Origin of the sequence: Thermus altitudinis (assembly GCF_022760835.1) — a bacterium.
Classification (GTDB): domain Bacteria; phylum Deinococcota; class Deinococci; order Deinococcales; family Thermaceae; genus Thermus; species Thermus altitudinis.
This window is the reverse complement of sequence record NZ_JAKTNQ010000003.1, coordinates 68,428-94,762: the sequence shown is the minus strand read 5'-3', so window position 1 is coordinate 94,762 and position 26,335 is coordinate 68,428. Positions and strand designations below refer to the sequence as shown.

Genomic DNA, 26,335 nt, shown 5'->3' with positions numbered 1-26,335 from the left:
TACCATGGGCCTATGTTCAAGACCAGCCACCCCGAAAAAGCCCTCAAGGCCATCCGCATCCTCCGCTACGGCCTATCGGGTCTCTTCCTGGTCTTGGCCTTGGTGCGTCCGGAAACCCTCCTCTTCCTAAGCCTTAGCCTCCTGGCCTTCCTCATGGCCCGCTCGGACTTCTGCCCCGTCATCCGCCGCTCGTGACCGCCACCCTTGACCTCAAGCAGGCCTTTCCCGATCTCAGGCGACTCCGGGACGACCCCTTGGGGACCCTCCTGGCCTGGGGAAAGAGGCATTCCCGCCTCCTCCTCCCCCTACCCCGGATGCCCCTGTACCTGGTCTTTGACCCCCAAGGGGTGGAGCGGGTCCTCCACGGCACCGACAACAAGGCCACCTTCCAGTACCAAGAACTCTCCCGCCTTACGGGCAAGGGCCTCCTCACGGACTGGGGTGAAGCCTACCAAAAGGCGCGCCGGGCCCTCAAGGAACCCTTTCTTCCCCGAAGGGTGGCCGGGTACCGGGAGGCTTTGGAGGAGGAGGCGGCGGCCTTCTTCTCCACCTGGAAGATCGGGGAAAGAAGGGAGCTGGACCATGAGATGCTGGCCCTCTCCTTAGCCTTCCTGGGGCGGGCCCTTTGGGGAAGGCCCCTGCCGGAGAGGATCGCCTCTTTGGCCCTCTCCGCTTTGGAGCGCATGGTCCAGCGCATGCAACACCCCCTCTCGCGGCTCAATCCCTGGGCGGAGTGGCGCTTCCGCAAGGTCCACCGGGCGCTCCTCGAGGAGGCCGAAGGGATCATCTCCGAGCCCCCCCTTTCCGCCCTACCCCGGGAAAGGGCCCTTTCTGAAGCCATCACCCTCCTGGTGGCCGGCCACGAAACCACGGCCAGCGCCCTCACCTGGAGCCTCTACCTGCTCTCCCACAGGCCTGAGTGGCAGGAAAAGGTGGCCCAAAGCGAGGCCCACGCCTTGGCCGCCTTCCAAGAGGCCCTGCGCCTCTACCCTCCCGCCTGGATCCTCACCCGCAAGGCGGAGGCCCCCCTGGACCTGGGAGGGGAGGCCATTCCCCCGGGGGCCACGGTGGTCCTCTCCCCATACGTGACCCACCGCCTCCACTTCCCGCAAGGTGAGGCCTTCTTGCCGGAACGCTTCCTGGAAGACCGGGGTCTTCCCAGCGGACGCTACTTCCCCTTCGGCCTAGGGAAACGGCTCTGCCTGGGGAGGGATTTCGCCCTCCTAGAAGGCCGCGTAGCCCTGCAAGCCTTCTTCCGGCGGTTCCGGCTTGCCCCTTTACCCGAACCCCAGGTGCACGCCGGGGTCACCCTGAGGCCCAAGGGAGGCCTTTGGGTTAGCCTGGAAGGGGCATGACTTACCTCCAGTTTCATCTGGTCTTCCTCCTCCCGCCCCTTCTCGTCCTGCTCTTCCTGGCCCGGCCCAAGCCTCCCAGGCTTTGGCCCTACCTCCTCATGCCCCTCATAGCCCTGGTCTACACCACCCCTTGGGACAACTACCTGGTGTGGAAGGAGGTCTGGGGGTACCCCGAGGGCCGGGTTCTGTTCCGCCTTGGCTATGTGCCCTTTGAGGAATACCTTTTCTTCCTCCTCCAGCCCCTCCTTACCGGGGCCCTGCTCCTCAGGCTGGCCGGGGCGCCCCCTGCGGCGGGGCCGGGCTGGGCCCGGGTGGTGGGGGGAGGGATGTGGCTTCTGGTCACCGCCTTGGGGGTGCTCCTCCTGGCCTTGGGGGGGAAGTACCTTTACCTGGGCCTGATCCTAGCCTACTTCGCCCCCATCTTCCTGCTCCAGTGGGCCTTTGGGGGGGATCTCCTCCTGGCCTGGCGCCGGCCCTTGGTTCTGGGCGTAGCCTTGCCCACCCTCTACCTATGGGCGGCGGACCATTGGGCCATTACCCAAGCAGGCATCTGGTGGATCTCGGAGGCCTATACCCTAGGGCTAAAGGCCTGGGGCCTGCCCCTGGAGGAGATGGTCTTTTTCCTCCTCACCAACCTGGCCGTGGTCCAGGGGCTTCTGCTGGCCTGGCACCCCGAGGCCTTAAGGCGCCTGCGATGAGGCTAGAACCCGAGCGTCCCTTCGCCCGCTTTCTCAAGGGGGTGGTGGAAGCCCTCCTCCTCCAAAGCCTCAAGGGAAGCCTTAGGGGGGTATACCTCCAAGGGGAGCTCCCCTCCTCTCCCCTGGTCCTGGCCATGAACCACCACAGCTTCTTTGACGGGCACCTGGTCTGGCTTTTGGGCCGCCTAGCGGCAAGGCCCACCAGCCTTCTGGTGGCGGAGGAAAACCTAAAGGCCTTCCCCATCCTCTCCCTGGTGGGGGCCTTGGAGGCGGGGCGGGTGCGGGAGGCCCTAAGGCGGCTTGGCCGGGGGGAGTGGGTGGCGGTCTTTCCGGAAGGGGCCATGGGCTATCCCGGGCCCCTCAGACCCTTGCGCCCCGGAGCCCTTTGGCTTTCGGCGAGGGCGGGGGTGCCCCTCCTGCCCGTGGCCGCCCGGGTGGTCCTGCGGGGTTTTGAGCATCCCGAGGCCTTTATCCTGGTGGGGGCCCCCCTATCCCCTGGGGAGAGCCTGGAGGGGAAGCTGGGAGAGCTTCTCGGCCAGCTGGACCGCCTGCTTCTTGCCACCCATCCCCGCCAGGTTCCCGAAGGGTTCCGCGAGGTCCTGAGGGGAAGGCGGAGCCTCGAGGAAAAGATGCGCCCATGGATGGAAGCCCTCCGGCGGCTATGAACCCCTTTGTCCTGTACGATTTTTTCTTCGGCGTTTTCCTCTTCCTCCTCCTGCGCTGGCTAGCCCTCCTCTATAACCTCCTATCCTTTCCCCGCCTTAAGCCCCTTCCTACCCCCCCTAGGCCCACCGCCTCCATCCTGGTTCCAGCTCGCAACGAGGCGGAAAACCTGCGCCGTAGCCTCCCCAGCCTCCTTAGGCAGGGGGCACTCGAGGTCCTGGTCCTGGACGACCTCTCCCAGGACGAAACGGCCCGGGTGGCCGAGGCCTTGGGCAAGGACCACCCCGGCTTCCGCCTCATCCCCGGGACCCCCCTTCCCGAGGGTTGGCGGGGGAAGAACTGGGCTTGCTGGCAACTGGCCCAGGAGGCCCAGGGGGAGGTGCTGGTCTTCACCGATGCCGACGTGGTCTGGGAGGAGGGGGCCTTGGGAGGCCTTCTGGCCGGCCTGGGGAAGAGGCCCCTCCTCTCCGCCCTGCCGGGGCAGGAGGTGGTGGGCCTGGGCGCGGGGACCGTGGTCCCCTTCGTCATGGGGGGGCTTTACTCCTTCCTCCCCCACCCCCTTTTGCACCGCCTGGGGGTGGCCAACGGCCAGGTGCTGGCCTTTCGCCGGGAAGCGTATTTCGCCCTGGGAGGGCATCGGGCGGTGAAGGAGGAGGTCTTGGAGGACGTGGCCCTGGCCCGGAAGGCCCCCGGTTACGCTCTGGCCTTGGGCACGGGACTCTTTCGGGTGCGCATGTACCGGAGCTACCGGGAAGCCCTGGAGGGCTTGGGCAAGAACTTCCTGGATATACATCTGAAAAACCCCGCCATCCTCCTGGGCTCCGCCTTCTACCACCTGGCCCTCTACACCCTTCCCTGGCTCTGGGGCCGGCTGGACCTGGGGCTTTTGGGCCTAGGGGAGAGGCTTCTCCTGGGGCTAGCCCTAGGGGGGCCCCTCTGGCCCGCCCTCCTCACCCCCTTGGCCCCGGTTCTCCTCCTGCCCGTCTACCTTCGGGCCCTCCTTCCCGGCAAAAAGTGGAAGGGTAGGCCCATAGTGTAGGCGAAAACCCACGTTTCCCCGGGAGGGGTGGGTAGACTTGGCCTATGCGCGCTCTGGTGATTGGAAGCGGTGTAGGTGGGCTTTCCGCCGCCATCCGGTTGGCGGCCATGGGCCTCGAGGTCCTGGTCCTGGAAAAGCTGGACGGCCCCGGGGGCCGGGCCCGGGTGCACCGGGCGGAGGGTTTCACCTTTGACATGGGTCCCACGGTGATCACCGTTCCCAGTTTTTTGGAAGACCTTTTCGCCACCCGCCCGGGAGACCCCAGGCTCTACCCGGATTTTCCCCAGGAGGAGGGCCTTACCCACACCGCCCGTTACGTGAAGCTGGTCCCCCTGGACCCCTTTTACCGCATTCACTTTCCCGACGGCACCCATTTTGACTACAACGACGACCGGGACCACCTCCTGGCCGAGATCCAACGCCTGGCCCCCGAGGACCTGGAGGGCTACCTGCGCTTTGAACGGGACGCCAAGGCCATCTTCCAGCGGGGCTTTTTGGAACTGGGCTTCACCCACTTCGGAAGCCTCCTAGACCTCTTGCGGGTGGCCCCCGAGCTCATCCGCCTGGATGCGGTCCGCCCCCTCTTCTCCTTCGTAAGGAAATATTTCAAAAACCCCAAGATGCAACGGGTGTTCTCCTTCGAAAGCCTCCTGGTGGGAGGCAATCCCCTTTCGGTGCCCGCCATCTACGCCATGATCCACTTCGTGGAGCGGAACTGGGGGGTGCACTTTGCCATGGGGGGCACGGGCGCCTTGGTGCAGGGCCTGGTGCGGAAACTGGAGGAGCTTGGGGGAAGGATCCGTTACCGGGCCCCCGTGCGCCGCATCCTCACGCAAAACCGCCGGGTCAAGGGGGTGGTCCTGGAGGATGGGGAAAAGCTGGGGGCGGATCTGGTGGTCTCCAACGCCGACTACATCCACACCTACGGCGAACTCCTGGCCCCCGAGGACCGCTTCTGGCATGGAGACTGGCGGCTTAAGCGCACCCGGCTTTCCATGGGCCTTTTCGTGGCCTATTTCGGCTTCCGGGCCCGGGGGGACGAAGGGGAAAACCTGCGCCACCACAACGTGTTGCTTTCCGAACGGTATGAAGGGCTGCTCCGGGACATTTTCCAACGCAAGGCCCTCCCCGAGGACTTCGCCCACTATTTGCACCTGCCCACCCTCACCGACCCCAGCCTGGCCCCAGAAGGCCACCACGCCGCCTATACCCTGGTGCCGGTTCCCCATAACGGAAGTGGCCTGGACTGGCAGACCCTGGGACCCAGCTACCTGGAAAAGGCCCTTAGGTACCTGGATGAGGCCGGCTACCTCCCCGGGCTTATGGACCGCCTGGTCTACACCCACTTCGTCACCCCCGACTACTTCCAGTGGGCCCTGAACAGCCATCTGGGAAACGGCTTTGGTCCCGAGCCCGTCCTGTGGCAGACGGCCAGTTTCCGGCCCCACAACCGCTCCGAGGACGTGCGGGGGCTTTACCTGGTGGGGCAGAGCTACCAGCCGGGGGCAGGGCTTCCCAGCGTAATGATGTCCGCCAAGATGACGGCCCGGCTCGTCGCCCATGACCTGGGGCTGGAGAGGGCCTCCAAGGCCCTGCTGGAGGCCACCCCTTGAACACGGCGGAAAGGAAAAGGAAGCACCTCGAGGCCTGCCTGGAAGGAGAGGTGGCCTACCAAAGGGTTACCACGGGCCTCGAGGGTTACCGCCTCCGCTACCAGGCCCTGGCGGGGCTAAGCCTTTCCCAGGTGGACCTCACCACCCCCTTCCTGGGCAAGGAGCTAAAGGCCCCCTTCCTCATCGGGGCCATGACCGGGGGGGAAGCCCTTGGGGAACGCATCAACCTGGCCCTGGCCGAGGCTGCCGAGGCCCTGGGGGTGGGGATGATGCTGGGCTCGGGCCGGGTGGTGCTGGAGCGGCCCGAAGCCTTAAGGAGCTTTCGGGTGCGCAAGGTAGCCCCCAAGGTCCTCCTTGTGGCGAATCTGGGATTGGTGCAGCTTAGGCGCTACCGCCGGGAGGACCTGGTACGGCTGGTGGAACTCCTGGAGGCCGATGCCCTGGCCCTCCACATCAATCCCCTTCAGGAGGCGGTGCAGAGGGGGGACACGGACTTCCGCGGGCTCCTTAGCCTTCTGGAAGGGCTTCTTCCCCTACCCTTTCCGGTCCTGGTCAAGGAGGTGGGGCACGGCCTGGGCCGCGAGGCCGCCTTGGCCCTAAAGGGCCTTCCCTTGGCGGCCTTGGACGTGGCCGGGGCCGGGGGCACCAGCTGGGCCCGGGTGGAGGAGTGGGTGCGCTTCGGGGAGGTGCGCCACCCCGAGCTCTGCGAGATGGGCATCCCCACCGCCCAGGCCATCCAGGAGGTGCGGGAGGTCCTGCCCCAGATTCCCCTCATCGCCTCCGGGGGGGTGTACACGGGAACGGATGCGGTAAAGGCCTTGGCCCTGGGAGCCGACCTGGTGGCGGTGGCCAGACCCCTCCTCCGACCCGCCCTGGAGGGACCCGAGGCCGTGCAGGCCTTCTTGGAGGACTACCTGCAGGAGATGCGCACCGCCCTCTTCGCCATCGGGGCCAAGGGCCCAAAGGAGGCCCGGGGACGCATTGAGCCTAGGAGCTCCTCAGGTCCATGAGGGGCCTGGGGTAAGGCTCAAAAAGGGCCTGGGCCTCCAGGTAATCCTCCCCAAAGCGCAAGGCCCAGGAACGGAGGAGGGCCAAGGGGGCCTCGAGGGGCACCCGCTCCTCGCGAAAGTCCGCCAAGAGGTCCAGGAAATGGGCCTTCTCCTTGGGGGAAAGGGCCTTTTTGAAGTACCCAAAGGCATGGAGCAGGGCGTCGGCCATGGCCGGAAGGCGGAAAGGATGCCGGGTGGCCCGGAGAAACCCCTCCTCATAGGCCCCCCGCACCTCCAAAAAAGGCCTCCCTTTAGCCTCCGCCAAGAGCCTCCCCAGGCCTCGAGTCTCGGCTTGGTGGTGGGCGTGGAGCAGGAGCTTATACCGGGCATGAAACGCCATGAGACCTCCCAGGTCCCGCACCTCCCTAAGCCGGGCCAAACCGAAAATCCGGGCGAGAAAGTGGGACCGGATCCGGGCACTGGTTAGCCGCCCCTCGTCCTCCTTGGGCAGGAGGGGAAAGGCCTCCTCCACCCTCTTTGCGAAAAGCCCCGGCCCCCTGGCCACCGCCCCACCCCGGTCCGCGTAGGCGTAGACCTTGGCGTCCTTAAGGGCACAGGAAGGAGAGCGGTTCTTGAGGATAAACCCCTCCACCTGGCCTAAGGAGGCAAGAAACCCCTGGCTGAAGGCCTGCATTCTCCCGGTGAGGTCCTCCCCGGTAAGGGGCTGGACCATGCGCACCCCCTCCCCCTCTCGCACCAGCCGCACCGTGGGCCTGGGCACCCCTAGGCCAATCTCCACCTCCGGGCACACGGGAATGAAATCCACATGCTCCCGCAAGGCGGCCACAATCCGATCCGGTATCAGCTCCCCCGAATAGCGCACGGCGGCAAAGCCCAAGCAGGCGCTCACCACCACCTTCGGCCGTGGCCAAAAGGCTCCCATGCCCCCATTGTCCCACGGAACCCATAGGGGAAACGTAGCCCCCGCCCTTCAGAACCCCCCTCCTGACAGTCCCCGCCCGTCCGACCCCTTCCCCCAGGATTCCGTCCTCCCCCTTGGGATCAACCTGAAAGCAGGCTAGGGAGATCCCGCAAAACCCGGGCCGCCCTATGGCCAAGTCCTGGCGCCCCCAGGTTGGGCCCTGAGGAAAGGGAGGCCCCCGCCCCCTTTGGGGGCGGGGGATAGGCGAGCGTTAGGGGTTAGTCAAACTTGTTCTGCTGCAGGAGGCTTGCCGTCTGCTGCACCGAGGGGATGCTTCCCGCAAGCTTGCGCAGGTTGGCCCGGGTCCCCTTGTACCAGGGGATGGTGGTCTTGGGATCGGTGTAGCCGGAAGTGAGGGAGTTGGACGTACCCCGCCAGTGGTACATGACCAGGAAGATCAGGCCCGGCTTCACCGCATCGGTCACGTAAACCATGAAGGTGCCGTTCCCCTCCTCGTTGTACACCTCCACCAGGTCCCCGGACTGGAGGCCAAGCCGCTTGGCGTCCTCAGGGTGGATCTCCACATAGGGCAGGGGCAAGGCCGCCGCCTTTACCGGCAAGTGGCGGTCGTGGTAGGCCGTCTGCCAGATGGTCTGGGCCCGCCCCGTGGTGACCCAGAAGGGATACTGCTTGGCCTTTTCCCCTTCCAGGTACTTGGCCACCTCAGCGGGGTAGCCCTCCCAGTCGTCCGAGCCGTACCACTTGAACTTGCCGTCGGGGGTGCCGAACTTGTGGGTGTACCGGCGCACCGTACCCACCAGCTTCCCGGTCTTGGGATCGCGGCGGACGGGGGTGCGGATGCCCTGCTGGCCCACCTCCTTGAGGAACTTGTAGGTGACGCCCTTGTAGTTCTCGGCCTCGAGGGTGGCCTCATCCTCCTCGCTCACCCGGTTGTCCTTAAACTCCTCGGCCCCGGCCAGGAAAACGTCCTCGTCCGTCTTCCAGTTCTTGCCGAACTCAAACTTGGCCGCCTCCTGGGCCTTGCCCTCGGCCCGGTAGAGGTCGGCAAGGCGGAGGCCCACCAGCTTGAAGATCTCCCAGTCGGGCTTGGCCTCGCCGGGCGGGTCCATGAACTTCTCGTAGAGGCGAAGGAGCCGGCCCTGGCAGTTGATGGAGGTCTCGTTGGCCTCGCCCCAGCCGGCAGCAGGCAGGATCAGGTGGGCATCCCTGGCCGTCTCCGTCATGTAGATGTCCTGGACCACCATGAAAAGGGCATCGGGATCCGAGTAGAGCACGTCCAGGATTTTTCTCACCCGCTCCTGGATGGTTCCTGGCTCCCCGCCTTGGCCCAAGGCCCTGGTGAGCTTTTGCGTCCGCTCGTGGATGCGCTTGCGGAACACCTGGCTATTGGGGGTGGAAAGGTAAGGATCCGTGGCCACCACCCAGTAGAACTTGCCCTTGCCCTCCACCAAGAACTTGTCCACGTTAACCGGCGGGCCGCCCCGGTAGATGGAGCCCGGGGTAGGGGACTTGGGACGCACATACCCCTCCTGGTGCCCGCCCAGACGGCCGCAACCCGTGCCCGGACGGCCGACGTTGTGGGTGAGGACCGCCAGCTGCACGATGGCCGCCACCTGGTCGTAGTTCTTCATGTTCCAGATGATGCCCTTCTCGTAGATGGTGAGGGTGCGGCGCTTGAACTTGCCAGCCTTGGGCTTGGCGATCCAGTCGGCGGCCTTCTCAATCTGGGCCCGGGGCACCCCAGTGATCCGCTCCACCTGGGCCATGAACTCGGCGTAAGGCACCTGGAGCTTGAGGCTCTTCTGCTTGTACTCCTCAAAGAGGCCCATGTCGGTGCGGGCCTGGAGGTAGGCCATGTCGTAGTAACCCCGCTCCCAGACCACCCGGGCAATGGCGTTGGCCAGGATGTAGTCCGTGCCCAGGTTGGGCCTTAGGAGGAGGACCCGGTCCTTGGCCACGGTCTCAGCGACGGTGTAGGAAGAGGTCTTCCGGGGGTCAACGACGATCAGGTAGCCGGGCTCGGCGGGCTCTCCCTTGGCAAAGGCCTCCTGTTTCTCAGCCACCGTGTTCCCCTGGATGTTGGGGAGGATGTGCTCCGCGTAGAAGACCGTGGCGGTTTCAAAGGGGTTAGCCCCCCAGAGCACCACCGTGTCCGCCAAGCGGGCATCGGTGTAGTCGTAGTTGAGCTCGTGCACTCCCCGCTCGCGGCTTCCCCAGACCTCGGAGTTGTAGGCGGGGCGGTTGTGGATGGCGATGTGCTTCACGGAAAGGGCGGCAAAGAAGAACTTGCCTAGACCGTAGTTATCCTCAAAGCCCTGGCCCGAGCCCCCGTGGTCGTAGGCCTTCACGGTGATGTTGTCGTCGTTGCCATCCCGGTCGCGGATCCCCTTGATGACCCCGGCCACCAGGGTGAGGGCATCCTGCCAGGTGATGGCCTGGAACTGATCCCCAATCCGAAGGAGCGGGTATTCAAGCCGGTCCTGGGTGCCCCGGTCCAAGCTCCAGACCGTAAGGGCGTTGGTGCCGCCACGGATGGAGTAGTTGCCCCGGTTGTAGGGGCTGTCCTTGGCCGGCACGATCACCACGTGGTACTGGCGGCCATCCTTGCCCGTGGTGACCGCGTGCATGGTCTCGGTGTAGCTCAAGCCTGCCAGGGGCGGCTGGGGCTGGGACAGGTCCACGCCGAAGGCGTTCTGGTCGGCCTTAAGGCCGCCCTGCTGGCCCACGGGCCAAACGTAGACCTTGTAGCCGCAACCCGCCGTGCAGTACTGGCAGACGGTGTTATGCACCCGGGCGTTCTTGGGGGGGATGGGAAGCTGGTCCCTTCTTGGAATGAGCGCCATACTCTATACCTCCTAAACGTTCTTGACACGGCCCCAGATGAGGCCGGCCACCGCTACCGCATAGATGTCGCCCTTACCGTCCACGCGCAGGGGGATCTGGGGGAGCCAGGAGCTGGCCAGGCCCTGGTAGGTCTGGCCGGCCTTGGCGGGGTCAAACATGGAGTAGTGGCACCGGCAGATAAACCTCCCCCCCTCGTACTGGACAGGACAGCCCATGTGGGTGCAAAGGGCGGAATAGGCCACGATGTCCCGCCCAGGGCCCACACCCCCAACGGCCGGCTTACCCAGCTTGACCAAGATGGCGGGGCTGGAGGCATCCGGGTAGCTGAAGGTAACGGGCTGGCCCGTCTTCACCTGGGAAACATTAGCCACCTTCACCGCCGGGTAGGTGAGGCTGGGAGCATACCCCAACTGGGCCTTGCCCCCTGCGGTAAAGAGGGCGGTGGCCGCCGCTGTAAGCTTTACAAACCGCCTACGGGAAAGGGTTTGTGTCATACCTACACCTCCTTGGGTGCGATTGAAGGCTATCAAATGCCAGGGACATTTGTCAACCCAGGATCCGACGATTTCACATACTTCCTGGGGGGTATCGCGGCTTTAAGCCTGTTCCGAAGGGCTATTTTCACACATAAAAATACACCCTTACCACTCATAACCTGTTTTCCTTCACTTTGTCCCAGGACCCCTCTGGCTAATGTGGAGGCTATGGAACACGATCTCGCACAAAGCCGCCTCGAGGCCCTGGCCCACCCCGCCCGCCTCACCATCGTCCGGCTTCTGGCCGAGCTCCCCGACGGGCACACCGCCTTTGACCCGCGGTGCGGAAGCGCCTACGGGGTCTGCTTCTGCCACCTGAAGGAGAAGACTGGGCTTTCCGGTCCCACGGTAAGCCACCACCTCCGCATCCTTCGCGAGGCCGGGCTGGTGGAAGGGGTGAGGGTGGGGCGTTGGACGTATTTCCGCCTGCGGCCGGGGGCCTTGGAAGCCTTGGCCCACGAGCTCCTTCGCCTGGCCCGCCAGGCCAAGAGTGCCCTGACCGAGGCGGTATGAAACAGTAGGGCCCCCACCCTCAGGGGACGCAGGCCCGGGACCCGGCAACCCCTCGGTAACCCTTGCCCCCCTTCCCCGCCTTTTGCCAGTATGGGAGCATGGCGGAGATCCGCGTAGGCACCGCCAGCTGGACGGACGAGACCCTCCTTAACTCCGGCTGGTACCCGCCTGAGGTGCGCAACCATCCGGAAAAACGCCTCCGCCATTACGCCCGCCACTTTGACACCGTGGAGGTGGACAGCACCTTCTACGCCCTGCCCCGGCGGGAGGTGGTGGCCAAGTGGGCGGAAAGGACCCCAGCGGGCTTCCTCTTCCACGTGAAGGCCTTTTCTGCCTTCACGGGGCACGGCCTCGAGGCCCCTGCGCTTCCCAAGGACCTCCGCACCCTGTTGCCCCGGCAGGAAGGCCACCTCTCCCAACGGGAAGTGCCCAAGGAGGTGGTGGAGGAAGCGTGGAACCGCTTCTTTGCCGCCATAGAACCTTTACGGGAAGCGGGCAAGCTGGGCTACCTGCACTTTGGCCTCCCCCCCTGGACCGAACCCAAGCCCCGTAGCTTCCAGTACCTGGAGCACCTGGCGGAAAGGACCCGGGGCTACTGGGTGGCGGTGGAGTTCCGCAACCCCAGGTGGTACGTGGCCTGGGGCTTCGTGAAGAAGGAGCTTCTGCGGCTGGGCCTCATCCACGTGAGCGTGGACGCCCCGCCCCACCCCGAGGCCCCACCCCGGGTCCTGGAGCCCACCCATCCCGTGGCGGTGCTCCGCTGCCACGGAAGAAACGTGGCCTCCTGGAAAGGCCCCCACCTCAAGCCCTACGAGCGTTTCAACTGGCGCTATTCGGCGGAGGAGCTGGAAGACCTCGCCCAGGCCACCCGTACCCTGGCGGAGAAGGCCGAAGCGGTTTTCGTCATTTTTAACAACAACTACGGCACCCAGGGGGTGGAAGCGGCCATGGGGCTTAAGGGTCTTTTGGGTCTGGGTCCACCCCCCTGGGCGGAGCAACTCCTCTAGCCGGGGGGATTCGTGCTACCTTGGGGGGGATGGGACGCCCTCCCCTGTCCGAGGCCCAGGAGGACTACTTGAAGCAGCTTTTCCTCCTGGAGGCGGAGCGGCAAGGCCCGGTGCCCACCCAGGCGCTTGCCGAGCGCCTGGGGGTTAAACCTCCCTCGGTGACGGAGATGCTTAAGAAGCTCACCGCCTTAGGCCTGGTGGAGCACGCCCCCTACCAGGGGGCCCGGCTCACCGAGGCCGGGCGGCGGATCGCCCTGGAGGTCCTAAGGCACCACCGGCTCCTCGAGGCCTACCTGCACCAGGCCCTGGGCTACGGCTGGGAGGAGGTCCACCAGGAAGCGGAAAGGCTGGAGCACGTGATCAGCGAGGCCTTTGAGGAAAGGATCGCCGAGCTTTTGGGCCACCCCCCCTTTGACCCCCACGGGGACCCCATCCCTACCAAGGACCTGGCCCTGCCGGAAGCCCCTGCCCTCCCCCTCTCGCAGGCCCCTTTGGGGGAAGCCCGGGTGGTGCGGGCCCTGGCCCAGGACCGGGGTACCCTCAACCTCCTGGCCAAGCTGGGCCTGGTTCCTGGAAAGACCCTTAGAGTGGTGGAGACCGGAGACGGGGTGGGCATCGAGGTGGCAGGGGAGGTATTCCGACTCCCCGAGGAGCTGGCCCAGGCGGTGGGGGTGGTGGCCCTTCAGGAAAGGGCTCCGTAAACCAGGGTGCGGAAGGCCAGGCCAAGCCTTTGCCCGAGCCGGGAGTGAAGGGCCTTTTCCGGCTCCAGCAGGGAAAGGAGATTGGGGGCCTGGGTAAACAGCAAGGCGCTCAGCTCCAGGGCAGGATCCACCAGGAAGTAGGTGCCGGCAAACCCCCACCAGTAGAAGTCCCCGGGGCTCCCTGGGGCCAAACCCCCATGGCCCAAACGCACCGCCACCCCCAGACCGAAGCCGTAGCCAGGGCCAGGGGTGTACTCCAGGCCCCGCCGCAACCCCGCCTCGTACAGGGGGCCCAGGTGGTCCTGGGTCATGAGGCGGCATAGGCGGGGATGTAGGAGGCCCCGGCCCGTGCGTAGGGCCTCCAGGAACTGCAGGTAGTCCAAGGCCGTGCTCACGCCACCCAAGCCCCCCGCATACCGGGGCGGCTCCGCCTCCACGGGGATGAGGCGGATGGACCTACCCGTTTCCGGATCCTGGAGGAAGGGCCTGGCCAAGCGGGAAAGGTCCTGGGCTAGAAAACCCGAATCCCGCATCCCCAAAGGGGCAAACACCCGCTTCGCCAAGAGCTCCGCCAGGCTTTTACCTGTAAGGGCCTCCAAGAGGTGCCCAAGCACATCGGTGGAAAGCCCGTATTCAAAGGCTTCCCCAGGCTGGAAGCGGAGAGGCAAGGCGGCAAGCCGCTCCAAGAAGGCCTCCCGGGACAGGTCAAACCGATCCACCCCCGCTTCCAGGTAGAGCCTCTTCACCGGGGAGCGGAAAAAGACCCCATAGGTGAAGCCCGCGGTGTGGCGAAGGAGGTCGTAGACGGTGAGGGGCCGCCTCAGGGGCTCGAGGACCACCTCCTCCCCCACCTCCCGTCCCACCTTTACCCCAGCGAAGACGGGCAGATACCTCTCCACAGGGTCCAGAAGGGAAAGGCCGCCCTCCTCCACAAAGGTGAGGGCCAAGGCGGAAACCCAGGGCTTGGTCATGGAGTACACGCGGAAAAGGGCATCCTCCTGCATGGGTAAGCCCTTCACCGGGTCCAAGTAACCCCCCACCCCGTGGTAGACCACCTCTCCCCCCCGGGCCACCAAGGCCACATACCCGGGCAGAAGGCCCTCAGCCACCTGCCTGGTTAAAAAGGCATCCAACCGGGAAAAATCCATGCTTCCCCTTTCGGGCCTTAATGCCTAAGCCCTCAGGCAGGAGCCGCCCCCACGGTCCTCCCCCCATCCACAAAGAGCACCTGGCCGGTGATGAAGCTGGACTCGTCGGAAACCAGGAAAAGGGCGGCGTAGGCCACCTCCAAAGGCTTGCCCGTTCGGCCCAAGGGGGTGGCGGCGATGGCCTTCTCCCGCACCTTCTCCGGCACCTTGGCGGTCATGCGGGTTTCAATGAAGCCAGGGGCCAGGGCGTTGACCCGGATGCCGTACCGCCCAAGCTCCAAGGCCAGGGTGCGGGTAAGCCCCACCACCCCCGCCTTGGAGGCGGCATAGTTTGCCTGCCCCGGGTTGCCCAGGTACACCCGGGAGCTGGTGAGCACGATGGAACCCGTATTCCTCTCCCGCATGGCCTCGGAAGCCGCCTTGGCTACCAGGAAGCTTCCCGTGAGGTTCACCCTTACCACAGCCTCCCAGTCCTCCAAGGACATCTTCCAGTGGAAGTTGTCCCGGGTGATGCCCGCATAGTGGACCACCCCATCCAGGCGGCCCAGGGCCTCGAGGGCCTCCTGGAATCCTCTCTCCACCGAGTTGGGATCGGCCACGTCCATGGGTATGGCCAAGGCCCCCGTGGCCTCCGCCGCCTCCCTTAGCGGCTCCTCCTCTAGATCGCAGGCCACCAGCCTCGCTCCTTCCCGGGCAAAAAGCTCCAGGGTGGCCCGGCCGATCCCATGGGCCGCCCCAGTGATCAGCACCACCTTGTCCTTAAGCCGCATCCCCCACCTCCCGCGTGCGACCGAACGGTCGGTAAGTCCACCCTACCCCGGGGCCAAGCTCCCCGTCAAGGACCACTGGGGCGCCTTTGCCCTCCATGGACCCAAGGAGATCCCAGCCTATAGCCGCCAGGCGTAGTACGGGGTTTCCACAAAGGCGGGCGGGCCTCCCAGATACACCCTGAGCCCGGGAAGGACCAGGGTTTCCCCCTCCCACTCAAAGGCCAAGGGGTCCACCGGCAAGGGATAGTGGAGAACCCCTTCCCCGGGCAGGCCAAGCCGCAGGCGCTCGGGCTGGGAAAGCCGGCCCACCAGAAGGTAACGGGCCCTCTTGGGTCCAGACTCCGTGTAGAAGGCCACCTCCTCGCCGAGGTCCAAGAGGAAGGCCCGGCCGCGAATGTAGAGCCTGGCCCTATGCGTCCAGGTAGACATGGGGCCTCCCCCCAAGGTGGGCCACCCGAACCCCTTGGCCATAGAGGCCTTGGAGAAGGGGCTCGGTAAGGACCGCCTCCGGCCTTCCCTCCGCCAAAAGCCTCCCCCCCTTGAGCACCGCCACCCGGTCGGCCAGGGCCGCCTGGTTGGGATCGTGGAGGACGGCCAGGACTCCCATACCCTTGGCGGCCAGGCCCCGCAGGAGGGCAAGAAGCCCCCCCAGGTACTCCAGGTCCAGGAAGGTGGTGGGCTCGTCCAGAAGGAGGTACCGAGGCCTGGCCGCCAGAGCCCGGGCCAAAAGAACCCGCTGACGCTCCCCCCCGGAAAGGCTACCCAGGTACCGCCCCCGGAAGCGGGAAGCCCCTGTAACCTCCAAGGCCCACTCCACGGCTTCCCCGTCCTCCCGTCCCTCCTGCCCCCAAAGGCCCAGGTGGGGAAGCCTTCCCAGGCGCACCACCTCCTCCACCAAAAGCCCCTCCGGGTAGGGGCCCCCCTGGGGCAGGTAAGCAAGGAGCTGGCCCCGGGCATAGCTACCGTAGGCCCGAAGGGGCCTGCCCTCCAGCAACACCTTCCCCGACCTGGGCCAAAGCAGCCCCGCCATAACCCTCAACAGGGTGCTTTTCCCTGAGCCGTTAGGGCCCAAAAGGGCCACCCACTCCCCCGGCCGTACGGCCAGGTCCACCCCCAAGAGGGCATAGGGGCCCACGATGCCCTTAGCCTCAAGCCCTTCCACGCCGCCTCCACATGAGGTAAAGGAAAAAGGGTCCGCCCAAGAGGGTGGTGACCACCCCTACGGGAAGTTCCGCCGGACGGGTAAGGGTGCGGGCCAAAAGGTCCGCCAGGGCGAGGAGGGCCGCTCCCCCCAAGGCGGAAGCGGGCAAAAGCAGGCGGTAGTCCTCCCCCAAGAGGCGCCGAAGGAGATGCGGGGTAATCAAGCCCACGAAACCGATGATCCCCGCCTGGGCCACGGCAGCGGCCACCAAAAGGCTTGCGGCCAGGAGGAGAAGGAGCTTAAGACCCTCGAGGGGCAGCCCCAGGCTCTTGGCCACCTCCTCCCCCAGCTGAAGGGCGTTCAACACCCGGCCCAGCAGCAAGAGGGGGGGAAGAGCCAGCAGGAAAAAGAGAACCAGGACCCTCACCCCAGGCCAACCCAAAAAGGCCAGATTCCCCAAGGTGTAGGCGAACACCGCCCGCACCCGGTCGGCATCCTGCAGCATCAGGTAGGTGGTGGCCCCCGTCAGGACGCTTCCCACCACCACCCCCGCCAGAACCAGCTCCCCCGTTCGGGCCGCCCCCCCCGCCAGGACCAGGGTAAGGAGGGTGGCGGAAAGGGCTCCCAGGAACCCGAAGAGGGTGGCGGAGAGGGGCAAGCCCTGAAAGATGGCGTGCTGGGCAAAGGCGGGAGACAATCCCCCCAGCAAGGAGGCCAACAGGGTCACGGCAAAAGCTGCTCCTGCCGCCGAGCCCATGAGGTAGGGGTCGGCCAAGGGGTTGCGGAAAAGCCCCTGGAAGCTGGCCCCCGCCACGCCCAAGGCCGCCCCCACCAGCATTCCCCCTAAGACCCTGGGAAGCCGCATCTCGGTGACGATGGGATTCTCCTTAAGGCCCAAAAGGGCTTGGAGCACCTCGCCTGGCGGCAGGTTCACCGCCCCCAGGGCCACCCCCAGCACCAGAGCCAGAAGAAGGAGGAAAAGTAACCAGAGGAAGACCAGGCTCCGCCTAAAGGCCAGGGGGAGGGCTTGAATCATGGCCTAACGCCCATGGAAGCAATCCACCAAGAGCCTAAGCCCCTGGGCCACCCGGGGGCCCGGGCGGGAGAGAAGGTTATCCTGGCCCCCGGTGAACACGCAGATGCGCCCCGTCTGGACCGCCTGCACCCGGCTCCACCCAGGCCTGGCCCGGATGGTTTCCAAAGCACCCGGGTAGGTGGCCACGATCACCTCGGGGTTCCTCTCCACCACGAACTCCGGAGCGATCTTGGGGAAAAGGCCTAGCTCCCTAGGGATAATGTTCGCACCCCGGGCCTTTTGGATCAGAACCCCGATGAAGCTCTCAGGACCCACGGTATAGGGAGTAGGGTCGATCTCGTAGTACACCCGGGGCCGGGTCTTGGCCTTGGCCGCCCGGGACTCCTCCTGGTATACCTCCCGCTGGATCTGGGCCACCAGGCGCTCCGCCTGGGCCTCGAGGCCCAGAAGTTTCCCCAGGGTACGGGTGGTGCGGAAGATGTCCTCATAGGTTTCCGTCCTGACCGCAAAGACCACCAGGCCCGCCCGCTCCAGGGTTTCATAGAGCCGGCCGTACTTGGAGACCAGAACCAGGTCCGGCCTTAGGGAAACGATAAGCTCGGGATTGGGGTTGTATAGCCCCCCCGCCTTAGGCAAGGCCTTCACCCTCTCCGGCCAATCGGAGTAGTCGTCGGTGGCCACGATCCGGTCACAAGCACCCAGGGCACAGACCGTCTCCGTCACCGAGGGAAGCATGGTGACGATGCGCTTGGGCGGGGCCTTAACCGTAACCGTGCGCCCCAGGTCGTCGGTGAGGGTTAGGGGAAAGGCGAAGGCTAGGGCCAAAAGGACCGTTATTGCCGCAAAAACTCTCCTCATACCTACCTCCCTCGGGCCGCTAGGGCCAGGCCCGGGGGAGGTAGGGAAAACCCCTGCCGGGAGGCAGGGGCGCAAATGGCTTTGCAAACCCCCATCGCTCCCCCATCCGCGTGAGGTGCCCGCCTAGGGGTCTTGCGGGCGGCCCTGGCAGGTATTCGGGCTTCCGGCCTACATAGACAGGCACGTAGGAGGACCGGTTACCGTTGCGGGACAGCGCCGGACTTGCACCGGACTTCCCCACTTTAAGCCTGGACTACGCGCCCAGGCACCAGGGCAACGGACCTGGCTTTAAGGCCCTAGCGGGCCCTATCGCCAGCCTAAAGCTTAGGGGATGAAAAGGCAAGGCCTTGACAGACTTGGTACCCGGTGATTTACTTAGTCCCAAGAACGAACTAAAGGCGGGGGCGGAGGGGAACGGATGCGCAAGGGGGATACACAGGAAATACGCAGGCTAAACCGACGGGCCATCCTGGCCCACCTCAGGGGGGGCCCCCTTACCCGTGCGGATCTTTCCCGGCTTACCGGCCTGGCCAAAAGTGCCGTAAGCCGCCTGGTGGACGAACTCCTGCAAGAAGGCCTCTTGGAGGAAGGGGCCTTTACCTCTCCCCCTGTGGGCCGACCCGGCACCTTGCTCCACCTGCGCCCCGGTGCCCGCTTCGCCCTAGGGGCGGAGCTAGGGGTGGAGGGAACGGTCCTTTTGGCCCTGGACTGGCGGGGGGAGGTCCTGTGGGCCAAGGAATGGGGCCATCTTCGGGAGGCCGGGCCCAAGGAGCGTTTGGAAAAACTTTTACGGGAGATACTTCCCCACGTGCCCGGACCCTTGGGCTTAGGGATCACCCTGCCCGGGGTGGTGGTGGAAGACCGCCTCTTGTTAGCTCCTAACCTGGGCTGGAGAAACCTGAACCTCCGGCCCCTGCTTGCCGATTTCCCCTTGCCCACGGCCCTGGAAAACGATGCCAAGGCCTCGGCTTTGTCCGAGGTCTTCTTCCACGGGGAGGCAAACTTAGCCTATCTGGTGCTCAGCACGGGCCTGGGGGTTGGGGTGGTATCGGAAAGCCGGGTTTTGCGCGGAGCCAGCGGGGCTGCTGGGGAACTTGGACATTGGCTCGGCCAGGGGAATAAAACCTGCGCCTGCGGCCGGATAGGGTGCCTGGAAACTGAGGTCGGCCTCGGAACACTTCTGGAGCATTACCGGGCCCTTGGAGGCAAGGCCGAAGTTCTGGAGGCCCTCCTCCACCTGGCCGAGCAAGGGGAGGATTTGGCCCTCGAGGCCATCCACCATCTGGGCGAGGTCTTAGGGCGGTTCCTCGCCAACCTGGCGGTAGCCTACGACCCGGGTCGGGTGGTGGTGGGAGGCAAGGCAGCCGAGCTCTTCACCCATCTGGAACACCCCATGCGCCAGTCCTTGGAGGCCCACGCCTTTTTGGAGGCCCACCGCTCCTTACCCGTGCAACCTTCCGTCTACGGACACCTGGCCCCGGCCGTGGGTGGGGCCAGTCTCTTTTTGGTCAAGTTTTTTGAGCTGGGCGGCCTGTGGGCGGAAAGCCCACGTCGCAATGGAGGTAGGTATGAGGAAGTGGCTTTTAGCGATCGGCGTGGCCCTGGGGTTTAGCGCCCTGGCCCAGACGGGCAAGCTGGAGATCTTTTCCTGGTGGGCAGGGGATGAGGGACCAGCCCTCGAGGCCCTCATCCGGCTTTACAAGCAAAAGTATCCCGGCGTGGAGGTGATCAACGCCACGGTGACGGGAGGAGCTGGGGTCAACGCCAAGGCGGTACTGAAAACCCGCATGCTGGGTGGGGATCCACCCGACACCTTCCAGGTGCACGCGGGGCAGGAGCTCATCGGCACCTGGGTGGTGGCAGACCGCATGGAGGACCTCACCAGCCTATTCCGGCAGGAGGGCTGGCTCCAAGCCTTCCCCAAGGGCCTTATCGACCTCCTCTCTTACAAGGGGGGTATCTGGAGCGTGCCCGTCAACATCCATCGTTCCAACGTCATGTGGTACATTCCCGCCAAGCTCCGGGAATGGGGGGTGACACCACCCAAGACCTGGGCGGATTTTCTCGCCACCTGCCAGACCTTAAAGCGTAAGGGTCTCGAGGCGCCCTTAGCCTTAGGGGAGAACTGGACCCAACAACACCTCTGGGAAAGCGTAGCCCTGGCCACCCTGGGGGCTGACGGCTGGGCCAACCTCTGGAACGGCAAGCTCAAGTTCACCGACCCCAAGGCGGTGGCGGTCTGGGACACCTTCGGCAAGGTGCTGGATTGCGCCAACAAGGACGCCGCAGGCCTGTCCTGGCAGCAGGCGGTGGACCGGGTAGTCCAGGGTAAAGCTGCTTTCAACATCATGGGCGACTGGGCCGCTGGCTACATGAGCACCACCCTTAAGCTCAAGCCGGGCACCGACTTCGCCTGGGCACCCTCTCCAGGCACCTCCGGGGTTTTCATGATGCTCTCCGATTCTTTCGGCCTGCCCAAGGGAGCCAAGAACCGGCAGAACGCCATCAACTGGCTCAAGCTGGTGGGCTCCAAGGAAGGTCAAGACACCTTTAACCCCTTAAAAGGCTCCATCGCCGCCCGGTTGGACTCTGACCCTGCCAAATACAACGCCTATGGTCAGTCGGCCATGAAGGACTGGCAGTCCAATCGCATCGTGGGCTCCTTGGTGCACGGAGCCGTGGCACCCGAAAGCTTCATGAGCCAGTTCGGCACGGTGATGGAGATCTTCTTGCAGAGCAAGAACCCGCAAGCGGCAGCCAACGCCGCCCAGGCCATCGCCAACCAGGTAGGCTTGGGCCGGTAACGCCTCTCGGCCCGTGGGGGCTTTAGCCCCCACGGGCTTTTCCCGGAGGTAGCATGCGCGACCGGATCACGGCCTTTCTGGTCCTCCTTCCCTCCTTGGTGGCGGTGGGCATCTTTGTCTACGGCTTCATCGGGCAAAACCTTTGGGTTTCCTTCAGCGACTGGGGGAAGAACCCCACTCAAGCTTTGGCCCTGAGACCTGAGCTCCAGTTCGTGGGCCTGGAGAACTACCGCGAGCTCTTTAGCGGCTTTGTGGACGTGCGGTTCCGCCAGAGCGTGGTCAACTTGATCTTTTTTACCCTCTTCTTCATGGCGGGAACCCTGGGCCTGGGCCTTCTATTGGCCATAGCCTTAGACCGAGGCCCTAAGGGGGAAGGCTTTTTTCGCACTGTTTTTCTTTTTCCCATGGCCCTCTCCTTCGTGGTAACAGGCACCATCTGGCGTTGGCTTCTGCAACCCCAAGGTGGGGTCAACGTTTTACCCACTCTCTTTGGCTTTCCCCCCTTCAACTTTCCCTGGCTCACCACAAGGCAACAGGTGCTGGTCTTCGACTGGAATCAACTCCCTTTCTACACAGCCTTGGCCGTGGGTCTAACCCTTCTGTACCTTGCCTGGCAAGCCCACCGCGGAGGCGAAAGGAAGCGTCTTTTCTGGAGTCTCCTATCCAGTGGGCTGCTTCTCCTTTGGGCCCTAACCCTGGGTCGGAACATCCGCCTTCTTCCCTACGCCGAGCCCCACGGCTTCAGCCTGGCCTTGGTGGGCGTGATCCTGGCAGCGGTGTGGCAGATGTCGGGCTACACCATGGCCCTTTACCTGGCGGGCCTGAGGGGCATCCCCGTGGAAATTTTGGAGGCCGCCAAGGTGGATGGGGCCAGCGAGTGGCAGACCTATCGGTACGTTATTTTTCCCCTCCTCGCCCCCATCACACTTTCCGCCCTGATCGTCCTAGGCCACATTGCCTTGAAGATCTTTGACCTTATCTTCGCTATGGCTGGGCTAGACTATGCTCCCACCGACGTGCCAGCCATCTACATGTACCTTTTGGCCTTCCGAGGCAACCAGTTTGCCAAGGGTGCTGCCATCGGCATACTCCTATTGCTTTTGGTGGCCATGGTGGTCATCCCCTACCTGGCGAGCCAGCTGAGGAAGGAGGTCAGGCGCTGATGGGCCGGATTCTTCTATACACCTTTCTCCTCCTTGCCACTCTCTTCTTCCTCCTTCCCGTATACCTGGTGATCCTCACCGCCTTAAAGGAACCTGCCAGAATCACCCTGGACACGGTCTGGCATTGGCCCAATCCCGTATACTGGGAAAGCTTCAGGGTGGCCTGGGAGGCCTTCCGCCCCAAGTTCCAAAACAGCGTGATCCTGGCCCTTTCTGCCACCGTTCTCTCTGCTGTAGTGGGAGCGCTCAACGGTTACGTCCTGGCCAAATGGCCCTTCAGGGGATCTAACCTCCTCTTTGCCCTCATGCTCTTCGGCATGTTCATCCCTTACCAAAGCATCCTGATCCCCCTCTTCCAGTTCGTGAAGGCCATAGGCCTCTATGGCACCCTCTGGGGCCTCATCCTGGTACACGTGGTCTACGGAATTCCCATCGTCACCCTGATCTTCAAGAACTACTACAGCGAAATCCCGGATGAGCTGGTAGAGGCAGCCCGCATAGACGGAGCGGGATTCTTCGGTATCTTTCGGCACGTGATCCTACCTCTTTCCGCTCCCGCCTTCGTAGTGGTGGCCATCTGGCAGTTCACACAGATCTGGAACGAGTTCCTCTTCGCCGTGACCCTAACCCGGCCGGAAAGCCAGCCCATCACTGTGGCCCTGGCCCAGCTGGCAGGGGGTGAAGCCGTGAAATGGAATCTGCCCATGGCCGGGGCTATCCTGGCTGCCCTACCTACCCTCTTCGTCTATATCCTCCTGGGCCGGTACTTCCTGCGGGGCCTTCTAGCTGGTTCCGTAAAGGGGTAAGCTCCCCCCATGCGCGCCTGGGTGCAAGAACGCTTGCGTGGTCCATTGGTCCTTAAAGAGCTTCCCGACCCCACACCGGGCCCGGGAGAAGTGGTGTTGGAGGTGGAGGCGGTGGGCCTGAATTTTGCCGACCACCTTATGCGCCTTGGTGGGTACCTCACCCGCGTCCACCCACCCTTCGTGCCCGGTATGGAGGCCGTAGGTCGGGTGGCAGGCCAGCGCTTTGCCGCTTTAATGGGGCATGGGGCTCTAGCAGAGCGGATAGCTGTGCCCAGGGAGGCCCTTCTCCCGGTGCCAGAGGGGCTTTCCCCTGAGGAAGCCGCCGCTTACCCGGTTTCTTTCCTCACCGCCTATTTAGCCCTGCGGCAGGCGGGGGCCAAGCCCGGGGAAAAGGTCCTGGTGCAGGCAGCGGCAGGGGCCTTGGGAACCGCCGCCGTGCAGGTGGCCAAGGCCATGGGCTTGCGGGTGCTGGCCGCCGCCTCGAGGCCCGAGAAGCTGGTCCTCCCCCAAACCCTAGGCGCCGAGGCCACCGCCACCTATGGGGAGCTTCCGGAAAAGGCCAAGGCCTTCGGCGGGGTGGACATCCTTCTGGAGGTGCGCGGCAACCTTCTAGAGGAAAGCCTGGCCCTTCTGAACCCGGGAGGAAGGCTGGTCTATATCGGGGCCGCAGAGGGGGAGGCCGCTTCCCTGAATCCCCTGCGCCTCATGCGCCGAAACCTTACAGTCACGGGCTTTTGGCTGGCTCCCCTCCTCAGGCAACAGGCCTTGGTGCAGGAAGCCTTGGGGTTTCTCCTGCCCCGGTTGGGCCGTGAGCTCAAGCCGGTGGTGGGGGCGGTTTTCCCTTTCCTAGAGGCTGAGGCCGCCTTCCAGGCCCTCATAGACCGGGGGCATACCGGAAAGATCGTGGTTCGCCTTTAGTCCAAGCCCAGGAGGTGCCGCACCGCAGCCAGGTCAAAAAGGGCGTGGCCCACGCTCTTAAACAGCACGGGATCCCCTTCCGCCCGCTTGCCCAAGAGGGCTTCCCTTAAGGTGACCACGGGTTTAGAAAGGCCCTGAAGTTCCCCCGCCTCCACGAGGGCGTCCTCCGTGTCGCAGTAGACGGCAGCCCTTTCCACCAGGGCCCGGGGGACCTCCTCCATCTCCGGGCGGAAACTGCCAACGGCGGCGATGAAGGCGCCCTCCGGTACCCTTTCCGGTAGCACCGGGGTGGGACTGGGGGTAGCGGTGACGATGAAGGCCACCTCCTCGGGCACTTCCTCGCCCAACCATTCCTCAACAGGAAAGCCTATCTCTCGGACCTTCCGCATAAAAGCTGCCAACCTGTCCCGACTCCTTCCCCGCACAAAGACCCTGGTCAGGCGAAGACCTTCGGCGAAGGCCTTGAGGTGGGCTTCCCCCTGCGCCCCCGGCCCCACCAATAGAAGCGCCCCCTCTTGCCTGGGCGCAAGAAGCCTAGCCGCCAAAAGAGAAAGGGCGGCCGTGCGCCTTTTCGTGATCTCCTCTCCCGGCAGGTGGAAGACCTCCCCGGTATCCAGCCTCTTGGCCCAGACCTCCGCCTGCACCGAAGGCCGGCGCTGAGGCCCATCCTCTTCCCTTGGGGAAGCCTCCACCGTAACCAGCTTGCAAAGGGCCACCTCCTGGTCGGCGGCGGGCATCACCAGAAACTGCCCCTGGGGAAGGGTTAGAACCTGGCGCCTGGGGGCCACCCCTCCCCGGAGGAGGACCTTCCTTAAGGCCTGGGAAAGAGCCAGGTAGCCCATGCCTTTAGAATGCCCCACATGCAGGCTCTCCTCAACACCGTGCTCCCCGTGGCCTTGGTGGTTTTGGCCGGTTACCTGTTGGGCAAGCGCATCCCCATGGACCTCACCACCCTAAGCCGGCTTACCCTGTACCTCCTGGTGCCGGCCCTCATCTTTGACGCCATGTACCGGGCGGAGTACTCCCGGGAAGGCCTTTGGGGACTGACCCTAGGCTTTAGCCTTACCTACTTTCTTCTCTTTCTGGCCATCCAGGGAGCGGGAAAGCTCCTCCGCCTCTCCCCCGGCGTCACCAAGGGGCTTTTGGTGGGCAGCCTCTTCCCCAACTCCGGCAACATGGGCCTCTCCCTGGTCTATTTCGCCCTAGGGGAGGAGGGCTTAAGGCGGGCCGTGGTCTACTTCATCCTCTCCAGCGTGGTGATGTTCGGGTTGGGACCGGCCTTTATCCGGGGCGGAAGCCTTAGGGAGGGGCTTCTTTTCACCCTACGCCTACCCCTTTTCCACGCCCTTTTCCTGGGCCTGATGCTAAAAGCCTTGGGGATTAGCCTCCCCTTCCGCTTGGACGAAGGGGTGCGCCTCATGGGCCAGGCCGCGATCCCCGTCCTGCTCCTGACCCTGGGAATGCAAATGGGCCAAACCCGCTTTGCCATCGGGGCCTTTGAGGGCCTAACCAGCTTCCTCAGGCTCCTTTTGGCACCCTTCTTGGCCTATGGCGTCGGGCTCGCCCTTGGACTTCCCCGCCTGGAACATCAGGTCCTGGTGTTGCAGTCCGCCACCCCAGTGGCGGTGAACGCCTTTCTCCTCACCCGGGAGTTCGGCAGCGAGGCCAACCGGGTGGCGAGGAGCGTGGTGGTTTCCACCTTTTTATCCTTCCTAACGATTCCCCTTTTCCTCCTCCTGATCGGGGTCCGGTAGGCTGGGGGTTCCCAGGTCCAGCTGGAAGAGCACCCCACCTTCCCAAAGCCCCACCAGGCGGTGGTACCCCTCCCCGAAGGGAAAGGCAACCCCATAAAGGCCCGGCCCCTCCAGGAAAAGAACCTTCTCCTGGAGCAAAGCCTCCTCCCGGAACCACTTAAGGTGAAGGTAGCCTGGCCGGGGAAGGCGCTCTACACGAAGGGCCACGTGGGCCTCGCCCGCACCTTTCTCCAGACGGGCCACCAAAAAGGGCCGTTCCGGAGAAAGCGGCCTCCCGGGGTCCAGGGGCAAAAAGGTATAGCGGCACCCCGCCAGGAGGAGAAGAACCCCCAAGAGCCACCCTAGCCTCATCTCCCCTCCCCCGCCGTGCAAAGGGCGAGGAGGGCGATGGCCGCGGTTTCCGCCCGCAGAATCCTGCGGCCCAGGGAAACGGGGGTAAAGCCCCTTTCCTGAAGAAACTCCACCTCCTCCTCAGCAAACCCCCCTTCCGGCCCCACGGCCAAGGCCAGGGGTTTCCCAAGGTCCAACACCTCCCGCACCCGGCTTCTTGCTCCCAGATGGGCCACCATACCCTGTTCCACCGGCGGGACGGAACCTAGGGGAATGGGCGGCAGCACCTCGGGCACCCTAAGCCTTCCTGACTGTTTGGCCGCCTCCACGGCGATGGCCTGAAGCCTCCTTAGCTTTCCCTCCCCCATCTCCTTGGGCACGCTATGCCGGGTGATAAGAGGCTGGATGCGGGTGGCCCCTAGCTCCGTAGCCGCGCGCACCACCTCGGAAAGCTTATCGCCCTTGAGAAGGGCGGGGTAAAGGGCCACCTCCACCCCCACCTCCCTTTCGGGGCGGCGCTCCTCCAGGATGCGGTAGCGCACCGGGGGGCCCAGCTCCACCACCTCCGCCAAGGCCTCCCGTTCGGCATCAAAGACGGTGAACCGGTCCCCCACCTGGGCCCTTAGGACCTCGAGGAGGTGCCGGCTTTCCCTCAAGGAGAGCACCCCGGTAAGGCCTGGGCTATAGGCGCGGTGCGGGCGCATGC

28 protein-coding genes and 1 riboswitch are annotated in these 26,335 nt (G+C 64.8%); of the genes, 16 read left to right on the top strand and 12 right to left on the bottom strand.

The features are described from left to right. Nucleotides 1-12 precede the first annotated feature (12 nt). The 7 genes from L0D16_RS02245 to fni are packed head-to-tail and all read left to right on the top strand — an operon-like array spanning nucleotide 13 to nucleotide 6,378. Nucleotides 13-195, top strand: coding sequence for a hypothetical protein (locus L0D16_RS02245; RefSeq protein WP_243029709.1), 183 nt, complete (start codon nucleotides 13-15; stop codon nucleotides 193-195). Next, a complete protein-coding gene (locus tag L0D16_RS02240) occupies nucleotides 192-1,355 on the top strand; it encodes a cytochrome P450 (protein ID WP_243029708.1) in 1,164 nt (387 codons plus the stop codon). Before L0D16_RS02245 ends, L0D16_RS02240 begins: the two co-directional genes overlap by 4 nt. After that, nucleotides 1,352-2,053 (top strand): lycopene cyclase domain-containing protein, encoded by a 702-nt coding sequence (locus L0D16_RS02235; protein ID WP_243029706.1) that lies wholly within the window; start codon nucleotides 1,352-1,354, stop codon nucleotides 2,051-2,053. The genes L0D16_RS02240 and L0D16_RS02235 overlap by 4 nt, the downstream gene beginning before the upstream one ends. Beyond that, nucleotides 2,050-2,718, top strand: coding sequence for a 1-acyl-sn-glycerol-3-phosphate acyltransferase (locus L0D16_RS02230; RefSeq protein ID WP_243029705.1), 669 nt, complete (start codon nucleotides 2,050-2,052; stop codon nucleotides 2,716-2,718). The genes L0D16_RS02235 and L0D16_RS02230 overlap by 4 nt, the downstream gene beginning before the upstream one ends. Continuing rightward, nucleotides 2,715-3,755, top strand: coding sequence for a glycosyltransferase family 2 protein (locus L0D16_RS02225; RefSeq protein WP_243029704.1), 1,041 nt, complete (start codon nucleotides 2,715-2,717; stop codon nucleotides 3,753-3,755). The genes L0D16_RS02230 and L0D16_RS02225 overlap by 4 nt, the downstream gene beginning before the upstream one ends. 44 nt (nucleotides 3,756-3,799) lie before the next feature. Continuing rightward, entirely contained in the window at nucleotides 3,800-5,368 is a 1,569-nt protein-coding gene (crtI, locus tag L0D16_RS02220; RefSeq protein ID WP_243029703.1) for a phytoene desaturase family protein, read from the top strand. After that, nucleotides 5,365-6,378, top strand: coding sequence for a type 2 isopentenyl-diphosphate Delta-isomerase (gene fni / locus L0D16_RS02215; RefSeq protein ID WP_243029702.1), 1,014 nt, complete (start codon nucleotides 5,365-5,367; stop codon nucleotides 6,376-6,378). The genes crtI and fni overlap by 4 nt, the downstream gene beginning before the upstream one ends. Here the strand turns inward: fni and L0D16_RS02210 are convergent. From L0D16_RS02210 to L0D16_RS02200, 3 genes are all read right to left on the bottom strand, one after another. Further along, nucleotides 6,356-7,300: a YbgA family protein gene (locus L0D16_RS02210; protein WP_243029701.1), complete on the bottom strand. Its 945-nt coding sequence runs from the start codon at nucleotides 7,298-7,300 to the stop codon at nucleotides 6,356-6,358. The genes fni and L0D16_RS02210 overlap by 23 nt on opposite strands. A gap of 257 nt (nucleotides 7,301-7,557) precedes the next feature. Continuing rightward, nucleotides 7,558-10,143, bottom strand: coding sequence for an arsenate reductase (azurin) large subunit (locus L0D16_RS02205; protein WP_243029700.1), 2,586 nt, complete (start codon nucleotides 10,141-10,143; stop codon nucleotides 7,558-7,560). 12 nt (nucleotides 10,144-10,155) lie between these two features. Further along, nucleotides 10,156-10,638 (bottom strand): arsenate reductase (azurin) small subunit, encoded by a 483-nt coding sequence (locus L0D16_RS02200; RefSeq protein WP_243029699.1) that lies wholly within the window; start codon nucleotides 10,636-10,638, stop codon nucleotides 10,156-10,158. Nucleotides 10,639-10,848: 210 nt separating this feature from the next. On the opposite strand from L0D16_RS02200, the gene L0D16_RS02195 reads away from it, so the two are divergent. The 3 genes from L0D16_RS02195 to mntR all read left to right on the top strand — a co-directional run bounded on the left by L0D16_RS02195 (nucleotide 10,849) and on the right by mntR (nucleotide 12,901). Next, on the top strand, nucleotides 10,849-11,193 hold the full coding sequence (locus L0D16_RS02195; protein ID WP_243029698.1) for an ArsR/SmtB family transcription factor: 345 nt from the start codon (nucleotides 10,849-10,851) through the stop codon (nucleotides 11,191-11,193). Nucleotides 11,194-11,291: 98 nt separating this feature from the next. Continuing rightward, nucleotides 11,292-12,200, top strand: a complete 909-nt coding sequence (locus L0D16_RS02190) for a DUF72 domain-containing protein (protein ID WP_243029697.1) — start codon at nucleotides 11,292-11,294, stop codon at nucleotides 12,198-12,200. A 29-nt stretch (nucleotides 12,201-12,229) separates the two neighbouring features. Next, nucleotides 12,230-12,901 carry a manganese-dependent transcriptional regulator MntR gene (gene mntR, locus L0D16_RS02185; protein WP_243029696.1) on the top strand — a complete coding sequence of 224 codons (672 nt, stop codon included), beginning with the start codon at nucleotides 12,230-12,232 and terminating at the stop codon, nucleotides 12,899-12,901. Here mntR and L0D16_RS02180 read toward each other — a convergent pair. The 6 genes from L0D16_RS02180 to L0D16_RS02155 form a co-directional block, all read right to left on the bottom strand. Beyond that, nucleotides 12,883-14,049, bottom strand: a complete 1,167-nt coding sequence (locus L0D16_RS02180) for a serine hydrolase domain-containing protein (protein ID WP_243029695.1) — start codon at nucleotides 14,047-14,049, stop codon at nucleotides 12,883-12,885. The genes mntR and L0D16_RS02180 overlap by 19 nt on opposite strands. A 32-nt stretch (nucleotides 14,050-14,081) precedes the next feature. After that, complete coding sequence (locus tag L0D16_RS02175; RefSeq protein WP_243029694.1) at nucleotides 14,082-14,819, bottom strand: SDR family oxidoreductase; 738 nt, start codon at nucleotides 14,817-14,819, stop codon at nucleotides 14,082-14,084. 117 nt (nucleotides 14,820-14,936) lie between these two features. Further along, entirely contained in the window at nucleotides 14,937-15,248 is a 312-nt protein-coding gene (locus tag L0D16_RS02170) for a hypothetical protein (protein WP_243029693.1), read from the bottom strand. Then, nucleotides 15,229-15,981: an ABC transporter ATP-binding protein gene (locus L0D16_RS02165; RefSeq protein ID WP_243029692.1), complete on the bottom strand. Its 753-nt coding sequence runs from the start codon at nucleotides 15,979-15,981 to the stop codon at nucleotides 15,229-15,231. Before L0D16_RS02165 ends, L0D16_RS02170 begins: the two co-directional genes overlap by 20 nt. Then, nucleotides 15,968-16,996, bottom strand: a complete 1,029-nt coding sequence (locus tag L0D16_RS02160; RefSeq protein WP_243029691.1) for a FecCD family ABC transporter permease — start codon at nucleotides 16,994-16,996, stop codon at nucleotides 15,968-15,970. The genes L0D16_RS02165 and L0D16_RS02160 overlap by 14 nt, the downstream gene beginning before the upstream one ends. 3 nt (nucleotides 16,997-16,999) lie before the next feature. Beyond that, complete coding sequence (locus tag L0D16_RS02155) at nucleotides 17,000-17,854, bottom strand: ABC transporter substrate-binding protein (RefSeq protein WP_243029690.1); 855 nt, start codon at nucleotides 17,852-17,854, stop codon at nucleotides 17,000-17,002. Between the two features lie 129 nt (nucleotides 17,855-17,983). Continuing rightward, nucleotides 17,984-18,142: riboswitch (cobalamin riboswitch) on the bottom strand. 130 nt (nucleotides 18,143-18,272) lie between these two features. Between L0D16_RS02155 and L0D16_RS02150 the strand changes: the two genes are divergently transcribed. From L0D16_RS02150 to L0D16_RS02130, 5 genes are read left to right on the top strand one after another with little or no spacing between them, the layout of a single operon-like run. Next, nucleotides 18,273-19,466, top strand: coding sequence for an ROK family transcriptional regulator (locus L0D16_RS02150; protein WP_243029689.1), 1,194 nt, complete (start codon nucleotides 18,273-18,275; stop codon nucleotides 19,464-19,466). Beyond that, nucleotides 19,423-20,658 (top strand): ABC transporter substrate-binding protein, encoded by a 1,236-nt coding sequence (locus tag L0D16_RS02145; protein ID WP_243029688.1) that lies wholly within the window; start codon nucleotides 19,423-19,425, stop codon nucleotides 20,656-20,658. Before L0D16_RS02150 ends, L0D16_RS02145 begins: the two co-directional genes overlap by 44 nt. Before the next feature lie 53 nt (nucleotides 20,659-20,711). Continuing rightward, on the top strand, nucleotides 20,712-21,821 hold the full coding sequence (locus tag L0D16_RS02140; RefSeq protein ID WP_243029687.1) for a carbohydrate ABC transporter permease: 1,110 nt from the start codon (nucleotides 20,712-20,714) through the stop codon (nucleotides 21,819-21,821). Beyond that, a complete protein-coding gene (locus L0D16_RS02135) occupies nucleotides 21,821-22,627 on the top strand; it encodes a carbohydrate ABC transporter permease (RefSeq protein WP_243029686.1) in 807 nt (268 codons plus the stop codon). The genes L0D16_RS02140 and L0D16_RS02135 overlap by 1 nt, the downstream gene beginning before the upstream one ends. Before the next feature lie 9 nt (nucleotides 22,628-22,636). Next, nucleotides 22,637-23,545, top strand: a complete 909-nt coding sequence (locus L0D16_RS02130; protein WP_243029685.1) for an NADPH:quinone oxidoreductase family protein — start codon at nucleotides 22,637-22,639, stop codon at nucleotides 23,543-23,545. Here L0D16_RS02130 and L0D16_RS02125 read toward each other — a convergent pair. Next, a complete protein-coding gene (locus tag L0D16_RS02125; RefSeq protein ID WP_243029684.1) occupies nucleotides 23,542-24,387 on the bottom strand; it encodes a Rossmann-fold NAD(P)-binding domain-containing protein in 846 nt (281 codons plus the stop codon). The two genes, L0D16_RS02130 and L0D16_RS02125, sit on opposite strands and share 4 nt — an antisense overlap. A 9-nt stretch (nucleotides 24,388-24,396) precedes the next feature. On the opposite strand from L0D16_RS02125, the gene L0D16_RS02120 reads away from it, so the two are divergent. After that, nucleotides 24,397-25,299 carry an AEC family transporter gene (locus L0D16_RS02120; RefSeq protein WP_243029683.1) on the top strand — a complete coding sequence of 301 codons (903 nt, stop codon included), beginning with the start codon at nucleotides 24,397-24,399 and terminating at the stop codon, nucleotides 25,297-25,299. Here the strand turns inward: L0D16_RS02120 and L0D16_RS02115 are convergent. Together L0D16_RS02115 and L0D16_RS02110 are read right to left on the bottom strand one after the other, a co-directional pair. Continuing rightward, nucleotides 25,258-25,650, bottom strand: coding sequence for a hypothetical protein (locus tag L0D16_RS02115; protein ID WP_243029682.1), 393 nt, complete (start codon nucleotides 25,648-25,650; stop codon nucleotides 25,258-25,260). The two genes, L0D16_RS02120 and L0D16_RS02115, sit on opposite strands and share 42 nt — an antisense overlap. Further along, a complete protein-coding gene (locus L0D16_RS02110) occupies nucleotides 25,647-26,333 on the bottom strand; it encodes a 16S rRNA (uracil(1498)-N(3))-methyltransferase (RefSeq protein WP_243029681.1) in 687 nt (228 codons plus the stop codon). Before L0D16_RS02110 ends, L0D16_RS02115 begins: the two co-directional genes overlap by 4 nt. Nucleotides 26,334-26,335: the final 2 nt, after the last annotated feature.